The following is a 26,861-nucleotide window of genomic DNA, read 5'->3' on the forward strand; positions in this document are numbered from 1 at the left end:
TTTTCCTGAGCGATTATTACCATGCCACAAATTCAGACCCCGCCAAAAATAAAGCCGGCCACGCCTTCATTCTTGTGGGCGACGGCGGAAGTGGTGGCGCAGGAGGTGCAGGCGGAACCGGTGGTAATGGTGGTAATGGTGGCAATGGCGGTAACGGTGGTAATGACGGCAACGGCAGTAACGACGGTAATAATGATGGAAACGGAAATGGAAGTAATGACGGTAGTGGCAACGGAGCCAATGATGGAAATGGAAATGGAAGTAGTGGAGGAAGTGGCAGTGATAATGGCGGTGATGGCGGTGATGGCGGTGACTAATATTATTTGATGCGTGCAATTCCGATATTCCGGCCTGGCCTTGTCAGGCCATAATATTTCAGGAGTTATTTCATGAAAAAACACATTTCATCAGTTGCAATTTTATTAGCTTCTTTTCTCAGTTTTTCTGTTGTTGCAAATGCAGAAGAGTCTCCAGTGAATATCAGTTCGAATGATAACTCATCTGCCGCATACGTATCATCTTATCAAGGCAGCTCTGTCTCGCTGATCAATGTTAAGTGCGGGCGTCCAGGACAGGATGGGCAGCCGGGTAAGAATGGTGCCGGTAAAGGTGGTAAAGGGGGGGCTGCTGGTAAAGGTGGTGCCGCAGGTAAAGGTGGCGCTGCTGGTCCATGTAACAATTAAATAAGTGTTAGTTCATGTCATTTTATCGAGGCATAGCTTATGCGTAACAAACTTTTTTTCACTCTCCCGGCCCTTTTTTACCTCTCTTCAGCAATATTCAATCACGCGGATGCATATACATTCCAACCATCACTGAAGCGAGCGGGTTATGGAGTGGAGCTTGTTGATGGTACACCTGGTGCAAATGGTGGGCCAGGTGAAAACGGGGGCGCGGGTGGTCCGGGAGGCCCCGGCGAAAACGGCGGTCGTGGAGGTGATGGTGGACCCGGCGTGAATGGAGGCCCAGGTGGTGATGGGGGTCCAGGTGGACAGGGTGGTGATGGCGCTAACGGTGCGGACGGAGGAAACGGGGGTAATGGCGATGGCTCCAGTAATGGCGGAAACGGCGGTGATGGAGGCAACGCAGGAAATGGTGGAGATGGAGGCAATGGCGGAAGTGGAGGCGATGGTGGAAGTGATGGCGGCAATGGCGGCAATGGAGGAAACGGTGGAGATGGAGGAAACGGATAATCATCTTATCCCAAAAAATGACATTAACATTTCCCCCCACGTTGGTTCATAGAATGTCCTTTATTCTGTCCTTAGTCAGATAACGCAGGTCGTCACTATTCGGCGACCTGCATAGTTTCATAACCTGAATCATCTGATTAATTCTCTATCACTCATAGTCATAGTGGGACGCGGAACGAACTGCCTGAGCAGCATGGGCGTCATGAAGTAAAGGTTCTGGCGGAACGGCCGATACTTCTCATACGGCCAGCGACTCCACTCGCAGGACCGCATTGACGAATCCATTTTCCCAGCCTGTGTGCCGGGATTTTTTTGGATATCAGAAAGGGTTACTGAGCGTTGCCGGACGCACGCGCAATGGCCTGCTGCAGCACCTTTTCACTGACCACGCCAGGAATGACGGTGGTATTGTCTGCCGTGGCATTTTCAGCGGGCATCACGATAATGCCCGGCGTGCCCGTCAGCCCCAGCATCTCTGCCAGCGCGTCGTTGTTTTCGATGAGCCTGTCGGAAGCGGCACTGTCATCACCGGAAGCCGCTCCTGCGCCGGCGGCGGTGGCCACCTTTTCAATATCCTCTGCCGTGAGTTTCCCCTCGTTGTGCCCGGTCCGGTAAATGCCGTTGTGGTAGTTCATATACGCCTCAGCCCCCTGCCTGCGGTAAATGCCCAGCCCGCGGTGAGAAGCCTGCGTCGATTCGGGATAGCGGGCGGCAAAGATGGTCCAGTCGCGGAACGCGAAGCGCACGCCGGCGTTCGCAGCCATGACCTTTTCCATCACCGGCGCCATCATGCTGCAGGCAATGCATTCGTAGTCAAAGAACTCTGTCACGATGACTTTTGAATCATTGGCCCCGCTGACGGGCACGCCGTCGAGCTGCATCAGCAGACGGTGGGCCTTCAGCGCGGACTGGACGTAAGCATGCTGCTGCATCGCCTGCTGGCGCGCCTGCAGCTTTTTGCTTACCTCAATCAGCACGTCAGGGTGTGCCACCAGGTAGTCTGCGGCAATTTCGCCGATGCGGGCCTGCTGCGCGGGGGTAAAGTCTGCTGTGTCAGCTGCATTCGATGAGGCTGAGGACAAAGCGGTGCTCATGGCCAGCGCAATGGCGGCCAGTTTCAGGAATGGTTTCATTATTTCTCTCACAGGCCTGCGCGGGGCAAGCATAAGGTCAGGCGGCCGCACGGGGCGTGCCGCATAAATTAACGTTCTTTCTGGATATGACGGGTGATTTCTGGCGCCGGCAGCTCCCTGTCCGGCTCCCGCCCGCGGGGTTCCGGCGGCAGGCTGAGCTGAGTCTGCCGCTCAAGTTCCCGGGCAGTATTTGCCAGCACTGAGGACGGAATATCCGGTTGCGCACTTTTATCTGCAGCACGCGACGGGGTCAGTTCTTCCTGAATCTGGCGGATCACAGTGGCCGGGACGGCAACGTCACCGCTGGCGGTAGTGGACAATCTGACGCTCACGCCGGTGACGCTCAGGTACCGGTCGCCGCTCAGTACCACCTGCCCGGCCTGCCACGCCCCGATGCGGTTAAAGTCGTGGCGTCCGCCGCTGACGCGCTCCAGCACCGGCACCGTGACCGGTTAACCGAGAATAACGGGATGAGAACTCCCGGAGTTGACAAACAAACCTGGAGTACGCCGGAAGCAAAATGGAATGCTCTTACCCGCCTGAAAAGAAACGGATACAAGCCCCTTCCGCTCAGGCGCATCAATATACCGAAGGCCAATGGCAAGTTGCGGCCCTTAGGTATACCGACAATGAGAGACCGCGCCATGCAGGCATTGTTCCTGCTGGTGACCTGCTCCCTGTTGATTCACACAGACTGCTGTTAGCAATGTCCGCTTTTCGCTCATTGAGGTTCTTTATATTTGGGGCTTAGCCCTTCATCGTCATAGGAATCATGGGCATCTACCCACATCCTCACCAGTGTTCAGAGGATGTTAAAACGTGCCCTTCGTAGTAGTGAAGGTGAACGCCCCACATTTTGGTTTCGTAAAACCATAAAAAACTTGCCCACTAAAAAAAACATGCCAAGGGTTGACACTGGTCTTAATTAGGTCTAAATTAAGACCACCTTCGGGTAACCCCATGCGGATGGGGTCACAATATGATGATTGAACTAAAAGCGGCTTAAGTGCCGATGATTTGTTGACCACTTAGCGTCAGCACGGAGTTAAATGATACTCAAATGAAATGAGTTGCTTCGTTAAATAGAGGTTTATTAAGAGGAAAGACTATGAGAGTCGAAACCATTAGTTATCTGAAAAAGCACGCCGCGGTGCTTGATCTTGCAGAGCCATTATTGGTCACACAAAACGGTGTGCCCGCTTATGTTGTTGAGTCGTATGAAGAGCGCTTGAAAAGAGATAATGCAATCGCATTGCTGAAACTCTTAACTATCTCTGAAAAGGACAAAAGCGAGGGACGCACGTATAGTCGTGACCAGTTAATGGCAAGTCTTTAATACTTGCTATGACTGGAGGGCACATGCCTAAAAGCAACACAAAAAAAGGTGTTATTTACACCGAAACGTTCAAACTCACTGCTCGCAATCTTTTGAATTTTCTTTCGACCAGTGTTGAAGAGCCAAAAGAAGTACTTAATAAACAACTCGATGAGTTTGAAAAGAAAGTTGATATTTTCCCTGAGAGTTGTCAGATTTCACCTGACTTGCTTGAATTAGGCTGTGACCGTTATCGTGAATGTATTACCAGGGATGGTTATCGCATCCTTTACTCCTACGATACAGAACAGGAGGAACTAACTGCCCATGTCATTCTTGGCAAACGACAGTCAGTCATTCAGTGTCTTTTCGAGAGACTAATCGCTTTGTAAAGCAGATGAATGAAGCCACTTTAGTGGCTTTAATTTTATCTGCGATTTTTTACCAGCCGATTGTTAACTTGAGTAGACCTGACCTGCCCCCAGTATTAGATACAACCTTCAGTTAGTAATGTCGGTTGATTTTTCTTCATGCTTCCCGTTTCGCCAGCCTGCTGCAAATTCAGATGGCGTCTGGTAATTCAGCGATGAATGAGGTCTGGATTCGTTATAGTCCTGCCGCCAGTCATTAATGATTTTCCTGGCATGAAGAACATCGCTGAACCAGTGCTCATTCAGGCATTCATCCCGAAAGCGACCGTTGAAACTCTCAATAAATCCGTTCTGAGTTGGCTTACCCGGCTGGATTAAGCGCAACTCAACACTATGTTCAAAGGCCCATTGATCCAGCGCGCGGCAGGTAAATTTCGGGCCCTGATCGGTTCTTATCGTCGCAGGATATCCACGAAATAACGCAATGCTGTCCAGAATACGCGCGACCTGAACACCTGAAATCCCGAAAGCGGCGGTGATCGTCAGACACTCCTTCGTGAAATCATCCACACAGGTCAGGCACTTAATCCGGCGGCCGCTGGCAAGTGCATCCATGACAAAATCCATCGACCATGTCAGGTTCGGCGCATCCGGGCGAACAAGCGGAAGCCGTTCAGTCGCCAGGCCCTTACGGCGGCACCTGCGTTTTACACCCAGACCGTTAAGGTGATAGATGCGGTAAACCCGCTTGTGGTTGACGTGCAGACCCTCCCGGCGCAATAACTGCCAGATGCGCCGGTAACCAAATCGCCGGCGTTCAAGTGCCAACTCTGTGATGCGTAAATACAGTTGCGCGTCAGCAGCCGGACGCTGGGCCGAATAACGGCAGGTTGAAAGTGACAAACCGGCCAGCCTGCAGGCACGGCGTTGCGACAGACCCGTTGCATCACACATGACCTCCACGGCTTCCCGCTTCTGGTCTGTCGTCAGAACTTTCGGCCCAGGGCCACCTGAAGCGCCTCCTTATCCAGCATGGCTTCAGCGAGCAGCTTCTTGAGACGAGCGTTCTCTTCCTCAAGCGACTTGAGCCGCTTCACTTCGGGAACTTCCATGCCGCCGAACTTTTTGCGCCAGGTGTAAAAGGTGGCGTCTGAAATGGCATGCTTGCGGCAGAGTTCCCGGGCTGAAACCCCGGCTTCTGCCTCGCGGAGAATACTGATGATCTGTTCGTCGGAAAATCGCTTCTTCATGGGGATGTCCTCATGTGGCTTATGAAGACATTACTAACATCGCGGTGTATTAATCAACGGGGAGCAGGTCAGACCTTCTATCTAAGCATGATTTTTAGTTGGTAATGACCAGGTAATGGGGTTTGAGGGCCAATGGAACGGAAACGTACGTTTAGGAGATAATTTATTGTTATAATTGAAATTTAACGCCCTTATTTCTCCCTTTTGAATATCATCCGGCAACGTGAACGTATAGTGCGCCAGCATATTAATAATGCCCGTATATCTGCGCGCGATATCGTCATTACCGGTGCATCATTGACCGGCCCGACTGATCTTTCTGCCCTTCACACGTCCCCCGATGCGTATGCTCAGGCTTTTACCCCTTCAGTCCTCCCTCCGGGGTCGAATACCTGAAATTTCTCTTTTCCTGACATGAAAACGAAACAGTAATCCTCTATAACCCCTGAACAAAAATTCGGCTTTACAGTTTCTTTACGTTAAGGATGCTGTTATGGAATTTCTTTTCGGGGAGCAGCATCAGGATTCCTGGCGCGGCTTGCTGTGCGCGGTCTGTATGGCATTATCACTGCCGTCACAGGCTGATGACGGCAGATTCATTGACAGTACAGTCAGTTATGGCGCAGACATCCCCGCAATAAACGGGCTGAGCTACCAGAACAATGTCACGTTCGCGACAGGAATGCGCTATGACGACTGGACCATCGGTGGCCTGTCGGGTATCGACCTGAACCGCGGCAGCGGGCAGTTCATTACCGCGCGCGACAACACCCGTCCCGGGCTGGGCCCGGGCGGGGCCGGGCAGACATCCCTCTTCACGCTTGAGCCGGTATTCACGCCCGGACAGCCGGGCTACGGCATCCGGTTCACCGGCGTCACCCCGTTAAATGACCCGGCCTGGAAGCCCGAAACCAACGGGCTCGAGTCGGTGCGCTACGACCCGTCCGGTGACGGCCTGTGGCTGAGCTCGGAGTCCGAAAATGTGCTGTATCACATCCACTCTGACGGCACGACACGCGATACCATCCGGCCGCCGGAAACCGTGACCGGCAGCGGGGGTATCTCATCCCATCGTCTTCATCAGCCTGCAGGTGAATGGTCGCCTCGCCGCCGCCACTGAGGTCTCCAGCATCGGAGAGCATCCAGCTCTGAGCCGCACCGCCGCGGGCGTCCACGGTGCGGAAATCACGCAGCCAGGCTATTGCCGCACTGATGCGAGCAATACGACTGCTGAGCTCCTCAGCTCTCAGCATAACGTTAAGCTCCGTCAGGAGAGAGTCAACGGTTATTTCCTGTTCACGCACGGCAAGATTGACAGCTGCTTCACCAATAACTGCGTGACCGGTCATGTCTTCGCTGTACAACACGTTTACACCTCGCTTAAATAATGAGAATGATGTTAACCAAATCTTAATTATAGCAAATGGGATGGGGTTAATTAAATTCCATCTGTCGCCATGACCTATAGATAAATAAGGTAAAATATAATGAACCTTTGTGGTTTGATATAAGTGACTGATGTGCGGCTGTTTATAGAAGTAATCTGATTATTTTTTCGTGTTATACGGATTTCGGGTGCGTTAGCTTCAGGTGTTCTTGTATCAGACCATGCACGTAGAAATACTTTCACAAGGCTGGCAGAACCCATCTGCCCGTATCAGGTTCACCATAGCAACGTATCATGCTTATACAACTCTTCGGGCGCCTTAAGCTGGCAGGAGTGTATTCACCGCGCGGGGTATCCAGCAAATGATAATGAGCGATATCTTTAAGGGTTTCTTTTTAATTTAAAAGTGAGTCCTGACTGAAGAAAAGATGCCCGTCGCTGCCTCTGATTTATACCGAAATATTATTCATAACTTAAACGAATATGTGTCCCTGTGTGCGCCAGATATACCAGCACGATAGCGTACCAGTTGCCCAGACAGTGAAATATTTCCGTTCTGACTCCTGGGAGCGGCATTATATTGCCGGTGTTCATTCCGCTGGAGTTACTTTACGTTTTAACATAGCCCTCAGTTAATCACTTATACGGCGCAGGACTTTTCGATATTAGCCATTATATAAAATTAAACGCCATCCAGGAACAGGCGTGGAGTCTGCCTTCCTCTTCCAGTTGGCTTTGCCCCCGGATGTTCAACTGGTGCTCAGACGAACGGCGGGACTGAACGGAGCGGGCCAGTCAATGGAGTGAATGTTGCTCACGGGCTTCAACGCGCGTTTTTTTGCTCTGCACGTCAGCCGGAACAGACCGGGGTACCCCTCTGTATTCAAGCTATCCGTCATCTCCCCGAGAAGCCGTTTAACCTCCTGTACTCCGCAGCAGGCCCTATGACGCCGACTTCGATACGCCCTAGTCGCCGCCCTCGCCCTGGGTGCTGTGTGCGCTGACGGGACGTTACGGCGTCATCGTTTAACACTGGTATGTCGCCGCGGGCTGCGACTACTGCGGACGGGCAACCTACTCTGGCGGCGTCCAGCAGGAGGAGCGCTGTGACTCGCTGGAGTGGAGCGAAGAGTAAGATGAAGACGGTTACCGTGACGTGACCGGGCCAGACTGGATTATTGACAACGTGGCCTGCTATGGCGGCTGAACCGAAGGTGTCGGGTTAGCCGGGCGGCCTCGCAAACAAAAGAAACTTCGTCGCCACCTCACCCGTTCCCCGTCGTGCTCGGGACATTCAGACCGCTCCGGCGGCTCGTGCGGCTTCCGGTGTTGCCCCTGTTTGCTCCGCTGATCGCCCGTCTGTGTTGAGGTCACTGCACCATGACCGGTGCCACCTTCATTTATGGAAAGTGGAGTTCACTCCCGTCACAGACTTAACGGGATATTGTCGTTTTAAGCTTTAGCCAGAGGCTTCATTCGATAACATATACTCATACGATTGATGGACTTCATAGTGGCATTCTACGAACTCTTTTTCACCAAATACTGAAAGCGCTGCGGTTTAAGCTTCATCAGAAGTCTGCGTTTCGCTAATTTGCGTAACCTCTTCCGCCCATAAGCAGGCTGCGTCAGGAGTGTATGAAAGGGAACGGATTTATGTCCATGGAGGATGCCCGGTGCAAAATCGGAGCATGGCGCATACACTATAGACCGAGCCGTCCCCACTCCGCGCCGGGCTGGATGCCCCTAACAGAATTCACCGAAAAATCTGCCGGTTGCCAGAATAAGCATTCAGCCTGAAGCCGGTTATTCCTGATTATGAATGGGTTATATTCCGGGCCAGGGTCACAAAATAACATCACTTACTGGTCGTTGTCTAAGACTGGGGCAGGCCACAGTTCAGAGTCATTTTAATGATCACCCCAAGCCTGATTTGACGCAGCAGACCGCTGAGAGAGCGAAATGAAGTCCAGGCGCATGCGCGCTGCCTGGGCGGAAAAGCGGAAGGCAGCTGCTGCGGGAACGATCATCACAGCGAAGTGCCCCTACTGGCTGAAGGTTAACGCTGCACGGGACGGCTTTGAGGTGCTGGAAGAGCGCGCAGAGGTAACCCGCTCAGTTTTCCGCATGCGTCTTGAGGGCATGTCCTTTGTCAGGATCAGCTGCACGCTGAACGCGCAGGGGAAGGAGAATCTGAAGGGAAAAGTATCACAGTGGAACTCTTCATCCATTGAACGACTGGTCAGAAAAAAGGCGGTAATAGGGTATCTCGTGCCGTCACATCAGTGCACCGCGACAGAGGCGGAGGAGATACCCGGTTACTACCCGTCGATCATGAGCGAAGAGGATTTCGCGCGCGCAGCTGATGTACCGGGAACCGGAAAGCCGCAGGGATGGTAATTTTAACCCTTACCTTATCAATATTTTCCGCGGGCTGATGCGGTGCGGCCTCTGCGGTCACGCGGTGATCCTTACCGGAATCTCGGTAAAGGGCTATGGCTACTACGTATGTTCAATGCGCCGGCAGAACCGCTGTGAAGCCGTCACGATACGCCGGGACCTGACCGATCGTTATCTGACAAGTGGTCTGGTGCAGGGGGCATCCGTCACGAGCGGGCGCGTTTCAGCTGAAGATACGCTGCGGCCGCCGCCAGCTACGGCTCAGCCCGTCCGTTTCTGGTATTTACCTCCGGCGCAGCTCACTGGATAACGGCTTTGACGAACGCGGACGGCAGCATAGTCCCCTGGACGCGCGCATCACCGGCGAGCTTCGCGCGCTCAATAAGCTTCTGCAGCGTTCGGGTTGGCGACGCGAGGCGGCCGGAGGTTCTGATGAACAACTGCACCACCTGCTTGCGGACGAATTCAGCATAGAATAAAGCCATGACAGGAAATTCCTGACAGACATAGAAGCCTTCGCATTCTTGCCGAAGATGACCATCCTGCAAACCGTTTGTTTCTTCGACATCAATTATTTTTCATTGCGTTAACTGGTGAGCGAATACTCCTCAAACCATTCCAGATGTAAATGTTTCGTAATGACATTGATCTTCTGTTGATTCAGGCTGAGAATGATCATTCTCAAAAAAGAGAACAACAAATCTCAAACAGGTAACTTATGAAGCTTAGATTGATGTTGTTATGCCTGAGTCTGATGGTCACCGCATGTGACAACCAGGAAAAAAGTAAAAATAAACAGGGTGATGTTTTAGATGTTGACGTCATCACGCTCCAGTCTCAGCCCGTAGCGGTATCTATGTCTTTGCCGGGCAGAACTACTGCGATAAGAACTGCAGAAGTGCGGCCTCAGGTAAGCGGCATCATTCTCAAGCGTCTTTTCAGAGAGGGAAGTGAAGTTAAAGCAGGCGACCAGCTTTATCAGATAGATGCCTCTACCTATGAGGCAAGCCTGGAAAAAGTAAAAGCACAAAAAGTAAACGCTGAATTCGTGCTTAATCGCTACCGATCGCTAATTAAATCAAACGCGGTCAGCAAGCAGACTTATGACGAGGCCGTTTCTGATTACGCTCAGGCTGAGGCTGATCTCAAGACAGCCCAAATTAATCTGGATTACACCAAGGTGAGAGCCCCCATAAGTGGGCGGATAAGCCGGTCATCTGTTACCGAAGGCGCTCTGGTGACTGACGGGCAAAGCGATGCGCTGGCAACCATCACGCAGACTGACCCAATATACGTCGATGTCAGTCAGTCCTCTAGTGATCTGCTGAAGCTACGTCGCGCACTGGCCACGGGGCAGCTGAAGGCGGTCAGTCCTCATGAAGCTGCGGTCCAGCTGACACTTGAAGACGGAACGGCTTATAACCACGAAGGAAAGCTGGAGTTTTCTGAAGTGAATGTTGATGAAGGGACCGGTACGGTGACCCTCCGTGCACAGTTTCCTAACCCTGATAATATCCTGCTTCCCGGCATGTTTGTTCACAGCACTATCCTGCAGGGTGTTGAACAGGCAGGTATTCTCGTACCCCAGTCTGCCATTATGAGAGATAACAAGGGTAACCCTTATGTATTTGTCGTAGATGATAAAAATCAGGCTAAAAAGCAAGCGGTCTCTACCGGTCAGATGACAAATGGTCAGTGGCAGATCACTGATGGGCTTAAAACTGGCCAGCAGGTAATTGTCTCCAATCTTCAGAGTATTTCTGCCGGCGTAAAAGTTAAAACCAGCGAGTACAAAAAACCTGAGCAGAAAAGTTCTGATTCGACAATCTCTCTCTCCATGACAGATCCGTCAGCACAATAACAGAGGGCTTTATGTCAAAGTTTTTCATTATGCGCCCTGTTTTTGCCTGGGTGCTGGCAATATTAATTATGGTTGCCGGAGTGATGTCTATCTCAGGCCTGTCCATCAACCAGTATCCGAATATCGCACCTCCGGCGATTTCCGTTTCTGTTACCTATCCAGGCGCCAGCGCCGAAACGGTACAGGAAACGGTTGTTCAGGTGATTGAGCAACAGCTGACGGGTATCGATAACCTCCGTTATCTGGAATCAAACAGTAACAGTGATGGCAGTGCTTCTATCATTGCCACCTTCAATCAGGGAACAGATCCCGACATAGCACAGGTTCAGGTGCAAAATAAAGTCTCTGTCGCAGAAACATCTCTGCCGACTGAAGTGACTGAACAGGGCGTGACGGTCGCCAAGTATCAGGCAAATTTTATGATGGTACTGGGCCTGGTTTCAAAGGATGGAAAATTATCCGATGCGGACCTGAGTGATATTTTAGTTTCAAAAATGCAAGATCCCATCGCCCGAACCAAAGGCGTTGGCGACTTCATGGTCATGGGAGCGGAATACGCTATGCGTATATGGCTCGACCCGTCGAAACTGTTTAAATATGGTCTGAACCCAAGCGACGTCAGCACTGCTATCAAAAATCAGAACACCCAGGTTTCATCAGGTAAGATTGGTGGTCTGCCAACCGCCCCGGGTACTCAACTGAGCGCGTCAATTATCAGTAAAACCCGCTTTACTTCTGTCGAGCAGTTCAGAAACGTTCTTCTGAAAGTAAACCGCGATGGATCACAGGTGCGCCTGAAAGACGTCGCCTCAGTTGACCTGGGACCAGAAGATTACAGCATCTCCTCTACCTATAACGGGCGGCCTTCAACGGGCATTGCGCTACGTCTCGCTACGGGTTCCAATATTCTTGAAACTGTCAATGCGGTTCGTGCGACCGTAGACAGACTGAAAACCACACTGCCTGATAACGTTGAAATCGTTTATCCTTACGACACGTCACCTGTGGTCAGCGCCTCCATTCATGAGGTAGTGAAAACGCTGATTGAGGCGATTATCCTCGTGTTCTTTGTCATGCTGATATTCCTCCAGAATTTTCGCGCAACCATCATTACCACGATGGTCGTACCGGTCGTGCTGCTGGGTACTTTCGGTGTGCTTTATGCCTGCGGTTACACCATTAATACCCTGACCATGTTCGGTATGGTTCTCGCTATAGGACTGCTGGTTGATGACGCAATCGTTGTGGTGGAAAACGTAGAGAGGGTAATGGAAGAAGAGGGGCTCCCACCAAAAGAGGCCACTATCAAGTCTATGCAGCAGGTACAGAGTGCACTGTTTGGTATTGCCATGGTGCTTTCTGCTGTATTACTGCCTATGGCCTTCTTCAGCGGATCTACAGGAATTATCTATCGTCAGTTCTCTATTACCATTGTTTCGGCAATGGCCCTTTCAGTGCTGATTGCGCTTATTTTTACCCCAGCCCTGTGCGCCACTTTCCTTAAGCCCGTCCAGCATGACAAAAAGAAAAATGGTTTTGCCGGCTGGTTCAACAGAAATTTTGATCGCGGAACAATCCATTACACCCGCAGCGTCAGGCACGTTATTCATCGCCGCGGCATCTTCATGATTGTTTATCTCGGCATTGTGGCAGGAACCTGCTTCCTCTTTACCAGGCTACCCACCACTTTCCTGCCGGATGAAGACCAGGCCGTAATGATGGTTCAGACAACGCTGCCTCAGAATGCCAGCGCAGAGCGAACTCAAAAAGTCATTTCCGAGCTCAATGATTATTTCCTAAAGAATGAGAAGGATTCTGTAGACTCAGTATTTTCCGCTAACGGATTCAGCTTTGCCGGCCGGGGGCAGAACAGTTCCATATCTTTTGTGAAGCTGAAAACCTGGTCTGAGCGTTCAGACGCGAATCAGAAGGTTCAGGCTCTGGCCAGCCGTACGATGGCACATTTTGCCAATAATCCAGATGCAAAAGTGATAGCCATGGTCCCTCCTGCCGTGATGGAACTCGGCAACAGTACCGGGTTTGACATGTACCTTGAGGATGAAAATAACCAAGGACATGACGCGCTGATGGCCGCTATGAATAAATTCCTTGATCTCGCTTCTAAAGATAAGCGGCTTTCAATGGTCAGGCATAATGGCATGGCTGATGAGGCCGAGTATCACCTGAGTATCGATGAGGAAAAAGCAAACGCGCTTGGCGTAAGCAGCTCTGACATTGATGACACGCTCTCAGCAGCGTGGGGATCAAGCTATGTAAATCAATTTCTTTATAACGGTCGCGTTAAGGACGTCTATATCCAGGGTAGGGCATCTTCGCGCATTACGCCTGATGATATGAATAAATGGTACGTCAAAAACGATGAGGGCAAAATGGTCCCGTTCTCTGCATTTGGTCGTGGAGAGTGGCAGTATGGCTCGCCTCGTTACGAGCGCTTTAATGGCGTTTCGGCGGTAAACATACAGGGCTCCCCAGCTGATGGCTACAGCAGCGGTGATGCGGTAAGTGCGGTTGAAGAAATCGCGAAACAGCTGCCCGAGGGTTACAAAGTTGGGTGGCACGGTCTGTCCTACGAAGAGCAAATGTCAGGATCTCAGACGACAACCCTTTACCTGCTGTCAGTGCTGATCGTTTTCCTCTGCCTTGCCGCGCTGTATGAAAGCTGGTCTATCCCTCTGTCTGTCATGCTCGTGGTTCCGCTGGGTATTCTGGGAACGGTCAGTGCCATGCTGATGCGAGACCTGCAGAATGACGTATTTTTCCAGGTGGGTTTGCTGACAACTGTCGGGCTTGCGGCCAAAAATGCCATCCTTATTGTCGAATTTGCCAAAGAGCTCCATGAGCGTGACGGAAAGGATCTGGTAGAGGCTGCCGTTGAGGCTGCGAAGCTGCGTATTCGCCCCATCATCATGACCTCGATGGCCTTTATTCTGGGCGTACTCCCGCTCACTATCTCGAGTGGCGCAGGTGCGGGCAGTCAGCACTCTATTGGTACAGCGGTTATCGGGGGCATGATTTCGGCCACCTTCCTGGCCATCTTCTTCGTTCCGATGTTCTATGTCCTGGTTATGAAAATATCTCAGCGTCTGTTTAAAAAATCATCTCAGGTAGAGGCTTCAGCCCAATGATCAATTTCGCGCATTTTAAACTGGCTGCCTTACCGGCTCTGATCGTTATGGTCACGTCTGGCTGCACACTTCAACCCGAATACAAAAGGCCTGAAGTACCCGTAACCAAAGAGTGGAATGATAAATCCACCCATGGCGCCGTTGCATCTGAACTGGCATGGTCAGAGTTTTTCTCTGACCCCACCCTGCGCCAGCTCATCACCCTGGCGCTTAGAAACAACAGCGATCTGAAGGTCGCTGCTCTCAACGTGGAATCGGCCAGGGCGCAGTATGGCGTGACCCGCGCAGATTTGTTTCCGTCAGTAGATGCCAGCCTGACTAAAACAGCTGAACATCTGCCCGGCGGCCTTTATTCAACACAGACAACAGGCCCTGTAACCTATCAGCAGTACGAAGGAAATCTTGCCGTCAGCTCATGGGAACTCGATTTTTTCGGCAGGATACGCAGCCTTAAAGATGAGGCGCTTGAAACTTATTTATCATACGAAGCAACGCGGCAGGCGACACAACTGTCGCTGATTGCCGAGGTCGCAGAAGCTTACATAACGCTTTGTGCCGATGCAGATCTCAAGAAAGTGGCAGAAGATACGGCCGGGAGTCAGCAGGAATCATTGAAGCTTGCGCAGCAGAAATTTGCTGCCGGTATCGTCACTGAACAGGACGTGCTGCAGGCGGAGACCTCAGTTAAAAGCGCAGAAGCGGACGTTTCACAATACGAGAGACAGCGTCGGCAGGCGGCTAATGCGCTGCAGCTGTTGCTCGGCACATCGCTGCCGGCAGGGGTGGCTGAAAACGCCACGCTTGAAAAGCGCTGGGTCTTCCCTGAGCTGGAATCCGGATTACCCTCAGATGTCCTTACCCGCAGACCTGACGTCATCGCGGCCGAGCATACATTAAAAGCAGCTAACGCCAATATTGGTGCTGCGCGAGCGGCGTTCTTTCCCACCATAAGCCTGACGGCGTCTGGCGGCTCTGCATCCTCCAGTCTGAGCAAGCTGTTTGATGGGGGGACCGGAGCGTGGAGCTTCGGCCCTTCCATCAATATCCCGATATTCGAAGGCGGAAAGAACAGGGCCAACCTCGATGTCGCTGAAGTGTCGAAGCGGACAGAGATTGTTAACTATCAAAAGGCGATCCAGCAAGCCTTCAAAGAGGTTTCAGACGCATTAAGCGGAATGGCAACATACGATGCAGAGGTCCGGTCAAGGAAAGAAAATCTTGAGGTCAACACCCGAAATTATCAGCTGGCCGCACTCCGTTATAACAATGGCGCGGATGATTATCTGCAGGTGTTAACTGCTCAGCGTTCCCTGTATTCTGCAAGGCAAAATTACCTGAGCACCTTAGCAGACTCTCTTGACCAGAAGATCACTCTGTACAAAGTGCTTGGAGGAGGCTGGAAGTAAATCTGCCCTGAGCTGCGCGACATAGAAAAGGAGTTATAAATGAAGCCAGAAACTGCCCATCTGAAAAGACAGGCACGCCATAAAATTATCCTGGATGCGGCAAGGCGATGCCTTGAGGAAAAGGGGCTTCATGGCACGACAATGGCCTATGTAGCCAATGAGGCCGGACTCAGCGTCGGACAGGTTTATCGCATCTTTGACAGCAAAGAGGAGATTATTGAGGAAATTGTTTATGAAATAACCTCTGCTCGCATCAAAAGAATGTTGGATGAAAATCACGACTTATATAATAAAGCGAGAATTCTTTCTGGACTTAGCTTCACTTATTCTGACAGCCGGCAGGATGACTATCTGCTGATGGAGATTAACGCTGAGTCAACCCGTAATCCCCGTCTCAGGCAGATACTGAAAAAAGCTGATGACAGGCTGAAGGAGGAAGGCGGAAAGCTGATACGTAATTCGCATCCTCAGATGAGTGAAAAAAACGCCCAGGTTATCGCGGAATTTATTGCTGTGCTGACAGAGGGAGCATTGTATCGTCAGGGGCTTCAGGAGCACTTCGCTTATAAAACCGAAATGCGTGATTTATACCTTACGGTGTTTGATTTTATTTTCCATAAGAACCCCCTAAACAATGAACCCCCTTCTGATTGATTATTAACTGCAGGGGGAATTCAAACCGGTAATATGAACTCCCCTGAATTAGGAGCAATATGAACACAGTAAAATATAAAGCAGCAGTTATCCTCGGGACATTAACTGCGCTGGGTCCGCTTTGCACAGATTTTTATCTCTCCGCTCTTCCCTTAATGACGCAATCATTAAACACATCAACTTCAGGCGCACAGCTCACCCTTACCGCTTCGCTCGTCGGTCTTGGATTTGGCCAGTTTGCATTTGGTCCTCTGAGCGATCGGGTTGGACGCAAAGCACCTCTTATTGCATCACTGGTACTATTTATCATTACATCTATAGCCTGCGCGATTGCTCAGGATATTTCGCAACTAATAGTGGCCCGATTTTTTCAGGGAGTAGCTGGAGCCGGTGGCGCTGTACTCTCTCGCGCAATTGCCAGAGATATGTACAGTGGCACTTCCCTGACGGGATTTCTTGCACTGCTGATGACGGTGAATGGCGTCGCTCCGGTATTAGCGCCGGTAATGGGTAGTCTGCAGCTTACGTACACTGGATGGCGAGGTTTATTCATCTCTCTTGGCATGATCGGAACAGTTATTCTGGCGTTAAGCGCTCTGGGTCTTAAAGAAACCCGTATAAAAGCCTCTTCCTCTGATAACCAGCCAGCTGGTGCTTTAGGTGTCCTGAAAGACAAAACCTTCCTGAGTTTCAGTTTGCTGCAGGGCTTTATGATGGCAGGGATGTTTGCTTATATTGGTGCGTCTTCATATGTGTTTCAGGACATCTATCACATGTCCCCCATGGCATTCAGTATGACATTTGCCGTAAATGGCGTAGGGCTTATCCTGTCCTCACTTATCATTGCCCGGATCAGCAGAACGGCAGGTGAAGTCAAAACGCTTGGTGTAAGTCTGATGCTGGCGCTTGTCTTCAGTGTTTTGCTGTTCACTTCATTCTGGATAACTATGCCGCTCTGGTCGGCGATCATACTGCTGTTTCTGGCCGTATCCATTAACAGCGGCATCTGCACACTTGCCAGCTCGATTGCCCTACAGCAACAGAGCAGGCATTCAGGCACGGCGTCAGCATGGCTGGGGATGCTGATGTATTCTATGGGCGGCATCAGCGCGCCCCTGACAGGTATAGTCGGAACGTCCGGCGTATCAATGAGCGCAGTGATCCTGGTGAGCTACTGTCTGGCTTTTATATTCTTTTTGTTCGGTAAGCGAGCATACTACAATCAGTCAGATTTGCAGAGATTCCAATGATTATTAATCAAATCTGTTTTTTAATTGCATAGTTTTTGTTCACCCTGACTATTATCAGAAAATTTGTGTTCGCTTTTCGCTTTAAGCTCATAGCGGATATCGGCCTGCGTGTCATTTCGCTTTGTGCGGGGAGTAGGCATTTTATGCATAGGGAAATATCTAAGTCATCGTCTAACGGCTGCTCCGCAGCAGCTAGAGTTTATTCCGTCCATTTGAAACAGTGAATCGCCACGGGTTTAACAGACACCCCAGAGTCATTTAGTGGAGTAACCCCGAGCCCATGGACAAATGCCCCTGGTCCATTCCATTCAGAAACAGAATTCCGTCATGTCTATGGAGGATGCCCGGTGCAAGATCGGAGCATGGCGCATAAACTATAAACCGAGCCGTCCCCATTCCGCGCTGGGCTGGATGACCCCAACAGAATTCACCGAAAAATCTGCCGGTTGCCAGAATAAGCTTGCAACCTGAAGCCGGTTATTCCTGATTATGAATGGGTTATATTCCGGGCCAGGGTCACAAAATAACATCACTTACTGGTCGTTGTCTAAGACTGGAGCAGGCCATAGTTCAGAGTCATTTTAATGATCACCCCAAGCCTGATTTGACGCAGCAGACCGCTGTGGCAAAACCTTGTTAGTCAGCGATAAAATCTGAGCCGAACGACAGTTTTGCCGGAACTGTACCGTTAATCTTACCGGTGGAAAGACGCTGTAGTCAGACTGCACGACACGCGTACGCTGCACGTCTTGAACTGACTTTTCAGGTGGTGTTTCCATGAAAAAGGCGATTGCATACCTTCGTTTTTCCTCGCTGCAGCAGGCGAAAGGTGACTCAGCCAGGCGCCAGAAAAAACTTATCGGTGAATGGCTCAGCCACAATCCCGACTATTACCTTGATCCTGTTACATATGAGGACATGGGGCTGAGCGCATGGCGTGGCCAACATGCCGTCCGGGGTGCCTTCGCCGTTTTTATGGCAGCGGTTGAGCGGGGGTTCGTCGAGAGCGGTACGGTACTGCTGATTGAAAGCCTCGACAGGCTGTCGCGCGAGAAAATCGGTGAATCTACAGGCCGTCTGCGGGCGGTGCTGGAAGCCGGCATTGACGTCGTCACGCTCAGCGATAATGTTCGATATACCCGCGGTTCGCTGGACGATCCCTTCGCCCTTATCAGGGCCATTATGATTGCCCAGCGGGCGAATGAAGAGAGCGAAATGAAGTCCAGGCGCATGCGCGCCGCATGGGCGGAAAAGCGGAAGGCGGCTGCAGCGGGAACGATCATGACAGCGAAGTGCCCCTACTGGCTGAAGGTTAACGCTGCACGGGACGGCTTTGAGGTGCTGGAAGAGCGCGCAGAGGTAACCCGCTCAGTTTTCCGCATGCGTCTTGAGGGCATGTCCTTTGTCAGGATCAGCTGCACGCTGAACGCGCAGGGGAAGGAGAATCTGAAGGGAAAAGTATCACAGTGGAACTCTTCATCCATTGAACGACTGGTCAGAAAAAAGGCGGTAATAGGGTATCTCGTGCCGTCACATCAGTGCACCGCGACAGAGGCGGAGGAGATACCCGGTTACTACCCGTCGATCATGAGCGAAGAGGATTTCGCGCGCGCAGCTGATGTACCGGGAACCGGAAAGCCGCAGGGATGGTAATTTTAACCCTTACCTTATCAATATTTTCCGCGGGCTGATGCGGTGCGGCCTCTGCGGTCACGCGGTGATCCTTACCGGAATCTCGGTAAAGGGCTATGGCTACTACGTATGTTCAATGCGCCGGCAGAACCGCTGTGAAGCCGTCACGATACGCCGAGACCTGACCGATCGTTATCTGATAAGTGGTCTGGTGCAGGGGGCATCCGCCACTAACGGGCGCGTTTCAGCTGAAGATACGCTGCGGCCGCTGACGGCGCGGCATCTGCAGCTGACCGGAAGTCTGCACAATGTCATCAGGGCGATTGAAATCGCGCCGGACGTGACTGAACTCTGTGAGCGGGCAAAGAGCCTTTCCGGAGAGATAAAAAGACTGGAAGGAGAGATGGCTGGCGTCCGACAGATGCGTAACTGCGCAACGGATCTGAACCTGCTGGATATCAACGATCGCAAGGCGTGCCAGCTGACGGCAAGAAGCCTCATCCGGGAGATCAGGATGCATACCGAGGCAAAAACGTGCGACGTATTTCTCAACAACGGCATGAGGATATACAACTTTCCGCTGGCCCGACAGGTTAGCTGGTCATCCATTCTTGATGCGATGGCTTACCTTGGAGAAGAAGAGGTTTATATGTAATAGCGGCGCGGGCGTTGATAATCAGCCACATTTTTGCTGCGGTGAGCACGGTTTCACGCATAAGGGGTTAAACGCTCATCTGTCGCGGTTTTCGTTTTACGGCTCCGCTTTGTGCCTTGCCTGCATCTTGAGACTCAGCACTAGTCACTTACGGCATCTGGTACCGGAAATCAGTCGAACTGCTTCATCAGATCGATCATTGCCCCCGCGTGCGCGTCAACGTGGCGGATATAACGCATCACCGTTTCCGGCTTTTTCCAGGTTCCTTCCTGCATGATCTGCGCGGTACTGTATTTTTTCGTGGCCATATCGATGGCGGCGCCGACCCGCGCACTGTGACCGGACCAGGCGCGGTAACGGTTCTTGTTTGGCCGCACACTGCTGGCATCGCCGGCTTCCAGCCAGGCGCGGGCAAAAATATCCTCCAGCGCCCGGGCGGAAAGGGGCTTTTCAGCCGCAGCGACTGCCCGGTTCGAGCGATGAACCGGACCGAAGATGAAGGCGTCGGGTTCGCCGGCCAGCCCCGAAAGCGTCAGCCATTCCGTTAGGCGCTGTGAGGAGAGGTCGCCCAGGGCCTTGATAAGCCCCCCGGTCATCACAATGGTTTTGGTCCACGCCACGTCCAGGATGACCCGGCCGTCCGCCGCGCGCGAGATGTCACGCACGCGCAGGCGGCCCAGCTCGCTGATACGCAGCAGGGTGGCGTAAGCCACGTGCAGAAAAGCCAGGTCGCGCCGCTGCTGCAGGCGATCGGAAACTGACCAGCACTCGTCGAGCGAGAGCAGGTTTTGCAGGCGGAAGGGTATGGCCTGACCGGCACGCTCGCCGGCAATAACAGCAGTGCGGTTGATCTTCTTCACCGCCCGGAATACCTGCGGCGATGCGTTAGGCGGTATCAGTCCGGCGTTACGGTGTAACATAGAAATGAGCGCGGCGTGCGTGCTGATGGTGGAGGAGGCGCGTCCGGACGCCTGCAGCCACAAAAGATAATCGCGCAGATCGGCCGGTGCCATCGGCAGTAGTGCCCGGCCGTGCTCCGCCGCCCAGCGGCCGGCAATGCGCATCACGCTAAGCAGCTGCTGCCACGTGTTGTCCGAGAAGGCTTCCCTATCGCTGACGAATTCACGCAGCCGCCCGGTGATGTCGCCGTCCTCCGGGCCGGTCAGGCCTGGCAGGAGTGCAGTATGTGTCATGTTTCCACCGATTATTCATCTGGCGTCGCTACGTGAATTCTGAGAAAAAAGCAGGGCCTTACCCCTGCAGAATTCGCGCAGCGCTGCCGCATTTTTATTCGTTTTTGCCCCGTGCAGGCCGGATCCCCATCATACCCGGATCCTCAGTCGGATCCCAGCTTCATATAAACCCTATTATATAAAGTCACCATTTTGCACAGTTAGCCGATAGTGGCAGGTTAGGGAGTGGAGCGGCTGATAACCCTAATCATATAGAGGTGGGATTCAGCAAAAAGTACGCCTTGAGACCGTCTTTCTTAGTTAGTAAGCATAACTTTTTTGAGCTTCTTCTATGCTTTAGGATATGTTAAATGGGATGGGACATTCATAAAGAGGAAGGTTAGTATTTGGTTAATAATGAAATATTTTTCTACTAGAACCCTCTCGTATAAAAATCAATTGAATTCTCATTAAATTCATTGTGTTATGGCCGAATATTGTTTAATGTCATTACAACGTTGTCGAACCCTAAATGCTAAATCGGCTTATCGCTGAGGGCGGTAGCTTTGTTAAAATTAAAAAACCTCAAACAATATCTTACACACGACTAATATACCGAGATTTAAATGAGCATAATAAAAAATCTTGATGAAATGATTGCTGTGCGTAGATCAGATTTTGATTCATGTTTAAACATAATAGAACATGAATTGAAAGTTGATTCTTTAACAGCTGAGATACGTCTTCATCATTTAAAGTTTGATGGGAACGGAAAGCCAATGGTTGCTGCTTTAGCTAATAAACTTTTTGAATTTATAATTGATTATTGTCTTTCGATGCAAGACAGACCAGATAAGTTGACAGCACAACAGGCTATGTCGTTATCAAAAGAAGCCCGCTCACTTTTCAGACACCCTGAAATTAGTGACGAGTCACCTGACAAAACTGGAGAAGCAGGCGAAACATTATTATTCTTTTTGATGGAAGCAATAATTGGTGCACCACAATTAGTTTCTAAGATGGAACTGAAAACAAATTCAAATGATGAAGTTAAAGGTTCAGACGGAATCCATATAAAATGGAATGACCGTGATAATATTGTTGACTTCTACTTTGGCGAATCAAAGTTATATAAAAAAATGTCTGATGCTATTGATGCAGCATTGATAAGCATCAATGATTTTCATGAAAATAAAATGTACAGCCATGAATTTACGATGGCAACAAAACACTTCAAATACGCTCAAGAAGAGGTAAAGCAAGCAATAAAAGAACTTTTTGTTTCTGGAGAGCCCGGTTCTAGGGTTAGAATAAATCATGCTTGTTTGATCGGATTCAATTGGAGCCAATTTTCAAAACTAAATATATCTTCATCTATAGCAATAAACCATCAATTCATAGAGCTAGTAAAAAAAGCAATGCCGAGATGGATAGCCCTACTTGATAAAAAATTCAGTCTATTCGAAAGGAAACATTTAAGGTTCGAAGTTTTCTTTGTTCCTTTCCCATCAGTAATCGATTTTAGAAATGAATTTAATAAGGCACTTGATTAATGGAAGAGTCAATTGAAATTATTTATGAAAAACTCATCAAGCAAAGTATATCTAAATACCTTAACATTTCACAAACAGAAAAATTGGATGGGAAAACAATTTTAAAACTATTGTCCTATTCTTCACTGCTAGCTTTATCCGATGAAGATAATGATGTCAAAAGGGCATATGATATCATTAGTAGAGTTTTAGACATAGAGGACAGCCATGATGAAAAGATAATTTCAGCATGTGATATAATTCTATCAAGGATAGGTAACTTCCCAGGAAGAGATCTATTGAGAAAAAAGTATAATAATGGGGTTATGCCTAGGCTAAATATTCCTCTATCATTAGAAAGAATAGGGAGAGAGTCGGAAAATACACATGATGATATAATGCTAACTAACTTTCAATATAAACTATTGAGATCTATGATCGAGAGTAATTACTTGAGCGTTTCAGCACCTACATCCGCTGGAAAAAGTTTCGTCTTAGCCTTAGCCATAATAAATAAAATAAAGCTTCATGCAAAGGAATGCATTGTCTATGTTGTTCCAACTAGAGCATTAATTACTGAAGTATCATTAAAAATAAGAAATGAGTGCATTTCGGCTGGCTTGAATGAGGTCATCGTGAGAACAATACCCGAGCCAGTTGAGATCGAAAATATTGCTCAAGGGCTAATATACGTACTCACACAAGAAAGGGTTATTAGTCTTTTATCAGCATCTTATAACTCTAAAAATTTTTTCATAAATTCGTTATTTATTGATGAAGCACATGAAATTCAAAAAGGCAAGCGCGGCATTGTACTTCAAAATTCAATAGAGTTAGCTCTAGAGCAACACCCTCACATGCAAGTTATGTTCTCAAGCCCTCTAATTAGTAACCCTGAATATTTCTTTTCTATATTCAGATGGCGAAGAAATGGTGAATCTTTTGTTGAGACTGTTTCACCGGTCACTCAAAATCTGATCTTAATTAATGAAAAAAAGAATCATCCAAGGCAGATTTGGGCCAATCTTATAAACCTAGAAAACAAAGTAGAGTTGGGGGTAATTCCAATTGATTTTGAATTAAGAGGAAAGAAGACTCTTCAAAAAGCCCTTTTCGCTAAAATGATTTCAAAATCGGGAGGTGCAGTTATTATCTTTGACAACAATCCATCGACTGCTGAAGAAACCGCATCTCTTATACCTAAAATTAGCGAGTCGAAGGCTTTGAGTAATGACTACCTTGAGTTTATAGCCTTAGTTGCTGAGGAAATGCACGAAGACTATATATTAATCGAGTGCCTGAAAAACAGATCAGCTTTTCACTATGGTAATATGCCATCCATAATAAGAAATGGAATTGAATACTTTTTCAAACTTGGAGAGATCAATTTTTTAGTTTGCACTAGCACCTTGCTACAAGGTGTTAATTTGCCAGCAAAACATCTTATAATTGAAAATCCACATAGTGGTGAACAGCCGATGACACGGTCTGATTTCCTGAACCTGGCTGGGCGTGCTGGCAGGCTTAAATATGAATTCCAAGGCAATGTCTGGTGTATACGGAGTGACAATTGGGATGAGAAATCGTTTCAAGGTCAAGGATTACATGAAATTAAATCATCCATGTCTAAAATTATGGAAGATGGTGGAAGTTTAATAACGAACGCTATAGATAATCTTTATGGAGAAAAGGATAACATAGAATTAGCTGAAGTAGCATTCGCGAGGTTTTATCAGGAAGTAAAACGTGATGGCTATCAGTTGTCTTATTTTAATAGTGATTTTGTTGATGGAGCACATGAGATACTTGAGTACAACTATGAAAAGGTTTCTTCCATGAAAATAACAGTCCCTGAAGAACTTATCAAAATTAATAGCGGGACTAGGCCTGATTGTATTCAAAGGTTATACGACTATTTTAAAAACCATGAGTCTTTAGATGATTTAATATTAACAGCACCATATCAAAAAGGAGGAAAAGCCAGAGTTGATAAAGCAATTGATATCATTATGGATATATTCAAATGGCCTGTTTCACAAGGCTATGCCAAATTAATTAGTACTATAGCACATCAGTGGATGACATCTAAGTCACTGAAGTCAATGATAAATTATAAAATAAATAAATATAAGTTACTTAATGGCATTTTGCATGATGGATTGAACAACCCCAAAGGAAAGAAAAAGATATCCACTTTGATAAGAGAAGTTCTTAACACGCTTGAAAATCAAGTCAGATATAATCTTGTGAGATACCTTAAAGTATATCGAGAGGTCCTTATTCATGTGTTGATCGAAGCAGGTATGAAAGATAAAGCCGAAAAAGTCGAAAATATTAGTGCTTATCTTGAATTCGGTTCTTGCAATTCAATAGAATTAAATCTTATGTCTTTAGGCATCTCTCGTAGTACCGCTATAGCTCTACGAAGAAAATTCAAAATCCCCAAAAGCTTTTCTCCTGAACAAACTTTAGAATATTTGAGAGAGAAAGACTTTAATAGTTATGACTTGCCTAATTTCCAAATTAGAGAGTTAAATCTTTTAGTCGATAAAAAATCTGCATAATTATGATCTGCTTTTAACCATATGAATTTATTAGAATGTTTTTGCTAAAACACTAGACTATCAACATTCTAGGTGAAATACACTTTGTCTTCCTTTTTTTTGATGCGTGTAGAGGATCCTGTAAGAGAGATTTTGGTAAGGAGGATAAAATCACCAATTTTGATTGCTTTAAAGCATTTACCCTCCTAACTACTGTATTTCAAATCGCCGCAGATGTAATTTTATAACGTTTTGATTATCAACTCTGGATGGAAAATTTAATGCTTAACATTGGGAAAAATGATGCTTTCGAGCGCGTTTACATGGAAAAATTTCGCGCTATTGCCTCACAGTATGGTGAGTTTGTACATTATGAGCACGACCGCGGGGCTAGAGATATTGGACTGCATTTAACCAGGAAGTTTTCATCTGGTAAAGAGCAGATGACCAGTGCGTTAATCTGGTTCCAGATGAAGGGTAAAATGGCTAGCACTCTTTCAATTGATGAATATAACGCTCAGGATGTAGTTAAATTATCCTTTGAAATTACACACCTTACCTATTGGTATTTACAACCCTTACCAACATATCTCGTACTCTACATAGAGGCAGCAGATGAATTTCTGATACTAAATATTTCTTCATATGTTCAGGATAATTTCGGCCATAACATCATGAATATGGACCAAAAAACGCTCACCATTAATATTCCCAAAAATGCCAAGTTAGACGGTCAGGTTTTTCGACTCATTTTGGAAAAAAATGATATTGAAGAATGGAGGAAAGTGCTTAATGTTAGTGATGAAAAAATAAATTATTGTTACAGAGATTATGACCTGATTTGGCACTTAAGCACCGCAAATGAAAGGAATGTTAAACACAATTTAGTTTTCTGGGACTGGATGACGAAAACACGGAGCCAGCTTAAAATTTTTGAGGAAAGCGCAGAATCTAATTTCATTTTACGAGATCACTGGCAGTACATGATGTCTATTGAAGACCTTGAAGAAACCTATCCATACGCAGAATTCTTTGTTGAAGAGAGTGAAAGAGACTGGTGGGACGACGAGGATGAAGATTCTATTGAAATGATCTTGTCGAATGGAGATACACTAACAGGTGTTAACGCAGCCAATGAGTACATCGAATACAAGTGTGGTATGAAATTAAATGAACTCGGTGAACAAATGGTTGAGTGGATAACTTTTATGACCAAAATTGGTTTAATTGAGATAAACGTAGGGCAACCTGAATTCATAAGTATAGCCCCATGGCATAACAGAAAAATTTAATAAATTCGACTGTTCAGACTGTTTATCCAGCGGTGCAGCTATAAATATATCCATAATGAATTAGCGGGTATTCAGGTGCGAGGGGGCAATGTCCGCGCAGCGGCGCTAGTGTCCTGCCATATCAAAGCATGGCCTTCAACTATAATTCCGGAGATTACACGCACTCTCTCGCCCGTCTCCTTAACCCTTCCTGAAACTGCGCAATGTGCTCGTATACCCATAATCTGCATTATGGCGTGCGTCCCACGCGTCGGCGTCGACCACGTCATCGTCTCTGAAAAACTAGGCCTGTAGCCTCCGCTGAGAGGCTTCATGCTCGCCCGCTGTGACTAGCTGCTACGGCTAGCACTGCGTTGCTCATTCCCGCCTTGCCAACTATCTTCCCAGCCCTTGTTCTATGCTGTCATGCAAACCTTGCGGCGCCTTCAGTATCAGTGCAACAAAGCGTTCTTCCTTCGTTTGCGGGCCTCTCCAGCCTTCACTCGGCAGACGACAATCGGGGCCACATACAAGCTTTGTCCCGGATCGTCGCCGCGCTGTAAAACTTAGCAGTCACCATATTTAACATAAATAGCATTATGCGCATTTATTTTGTAGTGGCTAAATTCAGATGTCCGCCTCTGGCTATATTGAGATGTCCGCATTATCGTCCTTTTTCCAGGGTTTCCC

The 26,861-nt window shown here is 48.6% G+C and carries 25 protein-coding genes and 1 pseudogene; 21 read left to right on the forward strand and 5 right to left on the reverse strand.

Annotation, left to right across the window (positions count from 1 at the left end; translation table 11 throughout):
- Positions 1-21: 21 nt before the first annotated feature.
- From KOL70_RS22895 to KOL70_RS22905, 3 genes are all read left to right on the forward strand, one after another.
- A complete protein-coding gene (locus KOL70_RS22895) occupies positions 22-327 on the forward strand; it encodes a hypothetical protein (protein WP_215481688.1) in 306 nt (101 codons plus the stop codon).
- A gap of 62 nt (positions 328-389) precedes the next feature.
- The gene (locus KOL70_RS22900; RefSeq protein WP_215481689.1) at positions 390-683 is read left to right on the forward strand and encodes a hypothetical protein; all 294 of its coding nucleotides are present in this window, start codon (positions 390-392) and stop codon (positions 681-683) included.
- 274 nt (positions 684-957) lie between these two features.
- Positions 958-1,245, forward strand: a complete 288-nt coding sequence (locus KOL70_RS22905; RefSeq protein WP_215481690.1) for a hypothetical protein — start codon at positions 958-960, stop codon at positions 1,243-1,245.
- 277 nt (positions 1,246-1,522) lie between these two features.
- On the opposite strand, the gene KOL70_RS22910 is transcribed toward KOL70_RS22905, so the two are convergent.
- Both KOL70_RS22910 and KOL70_RS22915 read right to left on the reverse strand, forming a co-directional pair.
- Positions 1,523-2,326 carry a DsbA family protein gene (locus tag KOL70_RS22910; RefSeq protein ID WP_215481691.1) on the reverse strand — a complete coding sequence of 268 codons (804 nt, stop codon included), beginning with the start codon at positions 2,324-2,326 and terminating at the stop codon, positions 1,523-1,525.
- 68 nt (positions 2,327-2,394) lie between these two features.
- Positions 2,395-2,763 carry a hypothetical protein gene (locus tag KOL70_RS22915; RefSeq protein WP_215481692.1) on the reverse strand — a complete coding sequence of 123 codons (369 nt, stop codon included), beginning with the start codon at positions 2,761-2,763 and terminating at the stop codon, positions 2,395-2,397.
- A gap of 12 nt (positions 2,764-2,775) precedes the next feature.
- Between KOL70_RS22915 and KOL70_RS23705 the strand changes: the two are divergent.
- The 3 genes and pseudogenes from KOL70_RS23705 to KOL70_RS22925 all read left to right on the forward strand — a co-directional run.
- Positions 2,776-2,991 (forward strand): annotated as a pseudogene (locus tag KOL70_RS23705) (reverse transcriptase N-terminal domain-containing protein); the annotation flags it as partial.
- Between the two features lie 443 nt (positions 2,992-3,434).
- A complete protein-coding gene (locus KOL70_RS22920) occupies positions 3,435-3,662 on the forward strand; it encodes a type II toxin-antitoxin system Phd/YefM family antitoxin (protein ID WP_004114519.1) in 228 nt (75 codons plus the stop codon).
- A 23-nt stretch (positions 3,663-3,685) separates the two neighbouring features.
- Positions 3,686-4,033 (forward strand): addiction module toxin RelE, encoded by a 348-nt coding sequence (locus KOL70_RS22925; RefSeq protein WP_215481693.1) that lies wholly within the window; start codon positions 3,686-3,688, stop codon positions 4,031-4,033.
- A 108-nt stretch (positions 4,034-4,141) separates the two neighbouring features.
- On the opposite strand, the gene KOL70_RS22930 is transcribed toward KOL70_RS22925, so the two are convergent.
- Positions 4,142-5,262, reverse strand: a protein-coding gene (locus KOL70_RS22930; RefSeq protein ID WP_215481686.1) for an IS3 family transposase whose coding sequence is annotated in 2 segments (ribosomal slippage) — positions 4,142-5,004 and positions 5,004-5,262 — 1,122 coding nt in all. Because the reading frame shifts where the segments join, the coding sequence is not laid out codon by codon here.
- 493 nt (positions 5,263-5,755) lie between these two features.
- Between KOL70_RS22930 and KOL70_RS22935 the strand changes: the two genes are divergently transcribed.
- The 4 genes from KOL70_RS22935 to KOL70_RS23840 all read left to right on the forward strand — a co-directional run bounded on the left by KOL70_RS22935 (position 5,756) and on the right by KOL70_RS23840 (position 9,359).
- Positions 5,756-6,382 carry an esterase-like activity of phytase family protein gene (locus KOL70_RS22935; RefSeq protein ID WP_215481694.1) on the forward strand — a complete coding sequence of 209 codons (627 nt, stop codon included), beginning with the start codon at positions 5,756-5,758 and terminating at the stop codon, positions 6,380-6,382.
- Positions 6,383-8,272: 1,890 nt separating this feature from the next.
- Complete coding sequence (locus tag KOL70_RS22940; RefSeq protein ID WP_371824687.1) at positions 8,273-8,449, forward strand: integrase core domain-containing protein; 177 nt, start codon at positions 8,273-8,275, stop codon at positions 8,447-8,449.
- A gap of 177 nt (positions 8,450-8,626) precedes the next feature.
- Entirely contained in the window at positions 8,627-9,049 is a 423-nt protein-coding gene (locus KOL70_RS22945; protein ID WP_215481696.1) for a recombinase family protein, read from the forward strand.
- A complete protein-coding gene (locus KOL70_RS23840; protein ID WP_215481697.1) occupies positions 9,015-9,359 on the forward strand; it encodes a zinc ribbon domain-containing protein in 345 nt (114 codons plus the stop codon). The genes KOL70_RS22945 and KOL70_RS23840 overlap by 35 nt, the downstream gene beginning before the upstream one ends.
- Here the strand turns inward: KOL70_RS23840 and KOL70_RS22955 are convergent.
- Positions 9,349-9,534 (reverse strand): hypothetical protein, encoded by a 186-nt coding sequence (locus KOL70_RS22955; protein WP_215481698.1) that lies wholly within the window; start codon positions 9,532-9,534, stop codon positions 9,349-9,351. The two genes, KOL70_RS23840 and KOL70_RS22955, sit on opposite strands and share 11 nt — an antisense overlap.
- Before the next feature lie 233 nt (positions 9,535-9,767).
- On the opposite strand from KOL70_RS22955, the gene KOL70_RS22960 reads away from it, so the two are divergent.
- From KOL70_RS22960 to KOL70_RS22995, 8 genes are all read left to right on the forward strand, one after another.
- The gene (locus tag KOL70_RS22960; protein WP_215481699.1) at positions 9,768-10,910 is read left to right on the forward strand and encodes an efflux RND transporter periplasmic adaptor subunit; all 1,143 of its coding nucleotides are present in this window, start codon (positions 9,768-9,770) and stop codon (positions 10,908-10,910) included.
- A gap of 11 nt (positions 10,911-10,921) precedes the next feature.
- Complete coding sequence (locus KOL70_RS22965) at positions 10,922-14,056, forward strand: efflux RND transporter permease subunit (RefSeq protein ID WP_215481700.1); 3,135 nt, start codon at positions 10,922-10,924, stop codon at positions 14,054-14,056.
- On the forward strand, positions 14,053-15,462 hold the full coding sequence (locus KOL70_RS22970) for an efflux transporter outer membrane subunit (RefSeq protein ID WP_215481701.1): 1,410 nt from the start codon (positions 14,053-14,055) through the stop codon (positions 15,460-15,462). The genes KOL70_RS22965 and KOL70_RS22970 overlap by 4 nt, the downstream gene beginning before the upstream one ends.
- A gap of 39 nt (positions 15,463-15,501) precedes the next feature.
- Entirely contained in the window at positions 15,502-16,116 is a 615-nt protein-coding gene (locus KOL70_RS22975) for a TetR/AcrR family transcriptional regulator (protein ID WP_215481702.1), read from the forward strand.
- 59 nt (positions 16,117-16,175) lie between these two features.
- Positions 16,176-17,366 carry a multidrug effflux MFS transporter gene (locus KOL70_RS22980; protein WP_215481703.1) on the forward strand — a complete coding sequence of 397 codons (1,191 nt, stop codon included), beginning with the start codon at positions 16,176-16,178 and terminating at the stop codon, positions 17,364-17,366.
- Positions 17,367-17,654: 288 nt separating this feature from the next.
- Positions 17,655-17,837 carry an integrase core domain-containing protein gene (locus KOL70_RS22985; RefSeq protein WP_371824686.1) on the forward strand — a complete coding sequence of 61 codons (183 nt, stop codon included), beginning with the start codon at positions 17,655-17,657 and terminating at the stop codon, positions 17,835-17,837.
- Between the two features lie 306 nt (positions 17,838-18,143).
- Positions 18,144-19,019 carry a recombinase family protein gene (locus KOL70_RS22990; protein ID WP_215481705.1) on the forward strand — a complete coding sequence of 292 codons (876 nt, stop codon included), beginning with the start codon at positions 18,144-18,146 and terminating at the stop codon, positions 19,017-19,019.
- Positions 18,985-19,653 carry a zinc ribbon domain-containing protein gene (locus KOL70_RS22995; RefSeq protein WP_215481706.1) on the forward strand — a complete coding sequence of 223 codons (669 nt, stop codon included), beginning with the start codon at positions 18,985-18,987 and terminating at the stop codon, positions 19,651-19,653. The genes KOL70_RS22990 and KOL70_RS22995 overlap by 35 nt, the downstream gene beginning before the upstream one ends.
- Before the next feature lie 170 nt (positions 19,654-19,823).
- On the opposite strand, the gene KOL70_RS23000 is transcribed toward KOL70_RS22995, so the two are convergent.
- Positions 19,824-20,846: a tyrosine-type recombinase/integrase gene (locus KOL70_RS23000; protein ID WP_215481707.1), complete on the reverse strand. Its 1,023-nt coding sequence runs from the start codon at positions 20,844-20,846 to the stop codon at positions 19,824-19,826.
- Between the two features lie 605 nt (positions 20,847-21,451).
- Between KOL70_RS23000 and KOL70_RS23005 the strand changes: the two genes are divergently transcribed.
- The 3 genes from KOL70_RS23005 to KOL70_RS23015 all read left to right on the forward strand — a co-directional run bounded on the left by KOL70_RS23005 (position 21,452) and on the right by KOL70_RS23015 (position 26,192).
- The gene (locus KOL70_RS23005) at positions 21,452-22,378 is read left to right on the forward strand and encodes a DUF1837 domain-containing protein (protein WP_215481708.1); all 927 of its coding nucleotides are present in this window, start codon (positions 21,452-21,454) and stop codon (positions 22,376-22,378) included.
- Positions 22,378-24,921 (forward strand): DEAD/DEAH box helicase, encoded by a 2,544-nt coding sequence (locus KOL70_RS23010; RefSeq protein ID WP_215481709.1) that lies wholly within the window; start codon positions 22,378-22,380, stop codon positions 24,919-24,921. The genes KOL70_RS23005 and KOL70_RS23010 overlap by 1 nt, the downstream gene beginning before the upstream one ends.
- Positions 24,922-25,181: 260 nt before the next feature.
- The gene (locus KOL70_RS23015) at positions 25,182-26,192 is read left to right on the forward strand and encodes a DUF4365 domain-containing protein (RefSeq protein ID WP_215481710.1); all 1,011 of its coding nucleotides are present in this window, start codon (positions 25,182-25,184) and stop codon (positions 26,190-26,192) included.
- The last annotated feature ends 669 nt before the right edge of the window (positions 26,193-26,861 follow it).

The organism is Pantoea sp. B270 (assembly GCF_018726825.1).
Taxonomy (GTDB): domain Bacteria; phylum Pseudomonadota; class Gammaproteobacteria; order Enterobacterales; family Enterobacteriaceae; genus Pantoea; species Pantoea dispersa.

Bases quoted from the DNA above. Each gene is read 5' to 3' on its own strand.
- KOL70_RS22895 (WP_215481688.1), top strand. From the start codon at position 22: ATGCCACAAATTCAGACCCCGCCAAAAATAAAGCCGGCCACGCCTTCA.
- KOL70_RS22900 (WP_215481689.1), top strand. From the start codon at position 390: ATGAAAAAACACATTTCATCAGTTGCAATTTTATTAGCTTCTTTTCTC.
- KOL70_RS22905 (WP_215481690.1), top strand. From the start codon at position 958: ATGGAGGCCCAGGTGGTGATGGGGGTCCAGGTGGACAGGGTGGTGATG.
- KOL70_RS22910 (WP_215481691.1), bottom strand. From the start codon at position 2,326: ATGAAACCATTCCTGAAACTGGCCGCCATTGCGCTGGCCATGAGCACC.
- KOL70_RS22920 (WP_004114519.1), top strand. From the start codon at position 3,435: ATGAGAGTCGAAACCATTAGTTATCTGAAAAAGCACGCCGCGGTGCTT.
- KOL70_RS22925 (WP_215481693.1), top strand. From the start codon at position 3,686: ATGCCTAAAAGCAACACAAAAAAAGGTGTTATTTACACCGAAACGTTC.
- KOL70_RS22935 (WP_215481694.1), top strand. From the start codon at position 5,756: ATGGAATTTCTTTTCGGGGAGCAGCATCAGGATTCCTGGCGCGGCTTG.
- KOL70_RS22945 (WP_215481696.1), top strand. From the start codon at position 8,627: ATGCGCGCTGCCTGGGCGGAAAAGCGGAAGGCAGCTGCTGCGGGAACG.
- KOL70_RS23840 (WP_215481697.1), top strand. From the start codon at position 9,015: ATGTACCGGGAACCGGAAAGCCGCAGGGATGGTAATTTTAACCCTTAC.
- KOL70_RS22955 (WP_215481698.1), bottom strand. From the start codon at position 9,534: ATGGCTTTATTCTATGCTGAATTCGTCCGCAAGCAGGTGGTGCAGTTG.
- KOL70_RS22960 (WP_215481699.1), top strand. From the start codon at position 9,768: ATGAAGCTTAGATTGATGTTGTTATGCCTGAGTCTGATGGTCACCGCA.
- KOL70_RS22965 (WP_215481700.1), top strand. From the start codon at position 10,922: ATGTCAAAGTTTTTCATTATGCGCCCTGTTTTTGCCTGGGTGCTGGCA.
- KOL70_RS22970 (WP_215481701.1), top strand. From the start codon at position 14,053: ATGATCAATTTCGCGCATTTTAAACTGGCTGCCTTACCGGCTCTGATC.
- KOL70_RS22975 (WP_215481702.1), top strand. From the start codon at position 15,502: ATGAAGCCAGAAACTGCCCATCTGAAAAGACAGGCACGCCATAAAATT.
- KOL70_RS22980 (WP_215481703.1), top strand. From the start codon at position 16,176: ATGAACACAGTAAAATATAAAGCAGCAGTTATCCTCGGGACATTAACT.
- KOL70_RS22985 (WP_371824686.1), top strand. From the start codon at position 17,655: ATGCCCCTGGTCCATTCCATTCAGAAACAGAATTCCGTCATGTCTATG.
- KOL70_RS22990 (WP_215481705.1), top strand. From the start codon at position 18,144: ATGAAAAAGGCGATTGCATACCTTCGTTTTTCCTCGCTGCAGCAGGCG.
- KOL70_RS22995 (WP_215481706.1), top strand. From the start codon at position 18,985: ATGTACCGGGAACCGGAAAGCCGCAGGGATGGTAATTTTAACCCTTAC.
- KOL70_RS23000 (WP_215481707.1), bottom strand. From the start codon at position 20,846: ATGACACATACTGCACTCCTGCCAGGCCTGACCGGCCCGGAGGACGGC.
- KOL70_RS23005 (WP_215481708.1), top strand. From the start codon at position 21,452: ATGAGCATAATAAAAAATCTTGATGAAATGATTGCTGTGCGTAGATCA.
- KOL70_RS23010 (WP_215481709.1), top strand. From the start codon at position 22,378: ATGGAAGAGTCAATTGAAATTATTTATGAAAAACTCATCAAGCAAAGT.
- KOL70_RS23015 (WP_215481710.1), top strand. From the start codon at position 25,182: ATGCTTAACATTGGGAAAAATGATGCTTTCGAGCGCGTTTACATGGAA.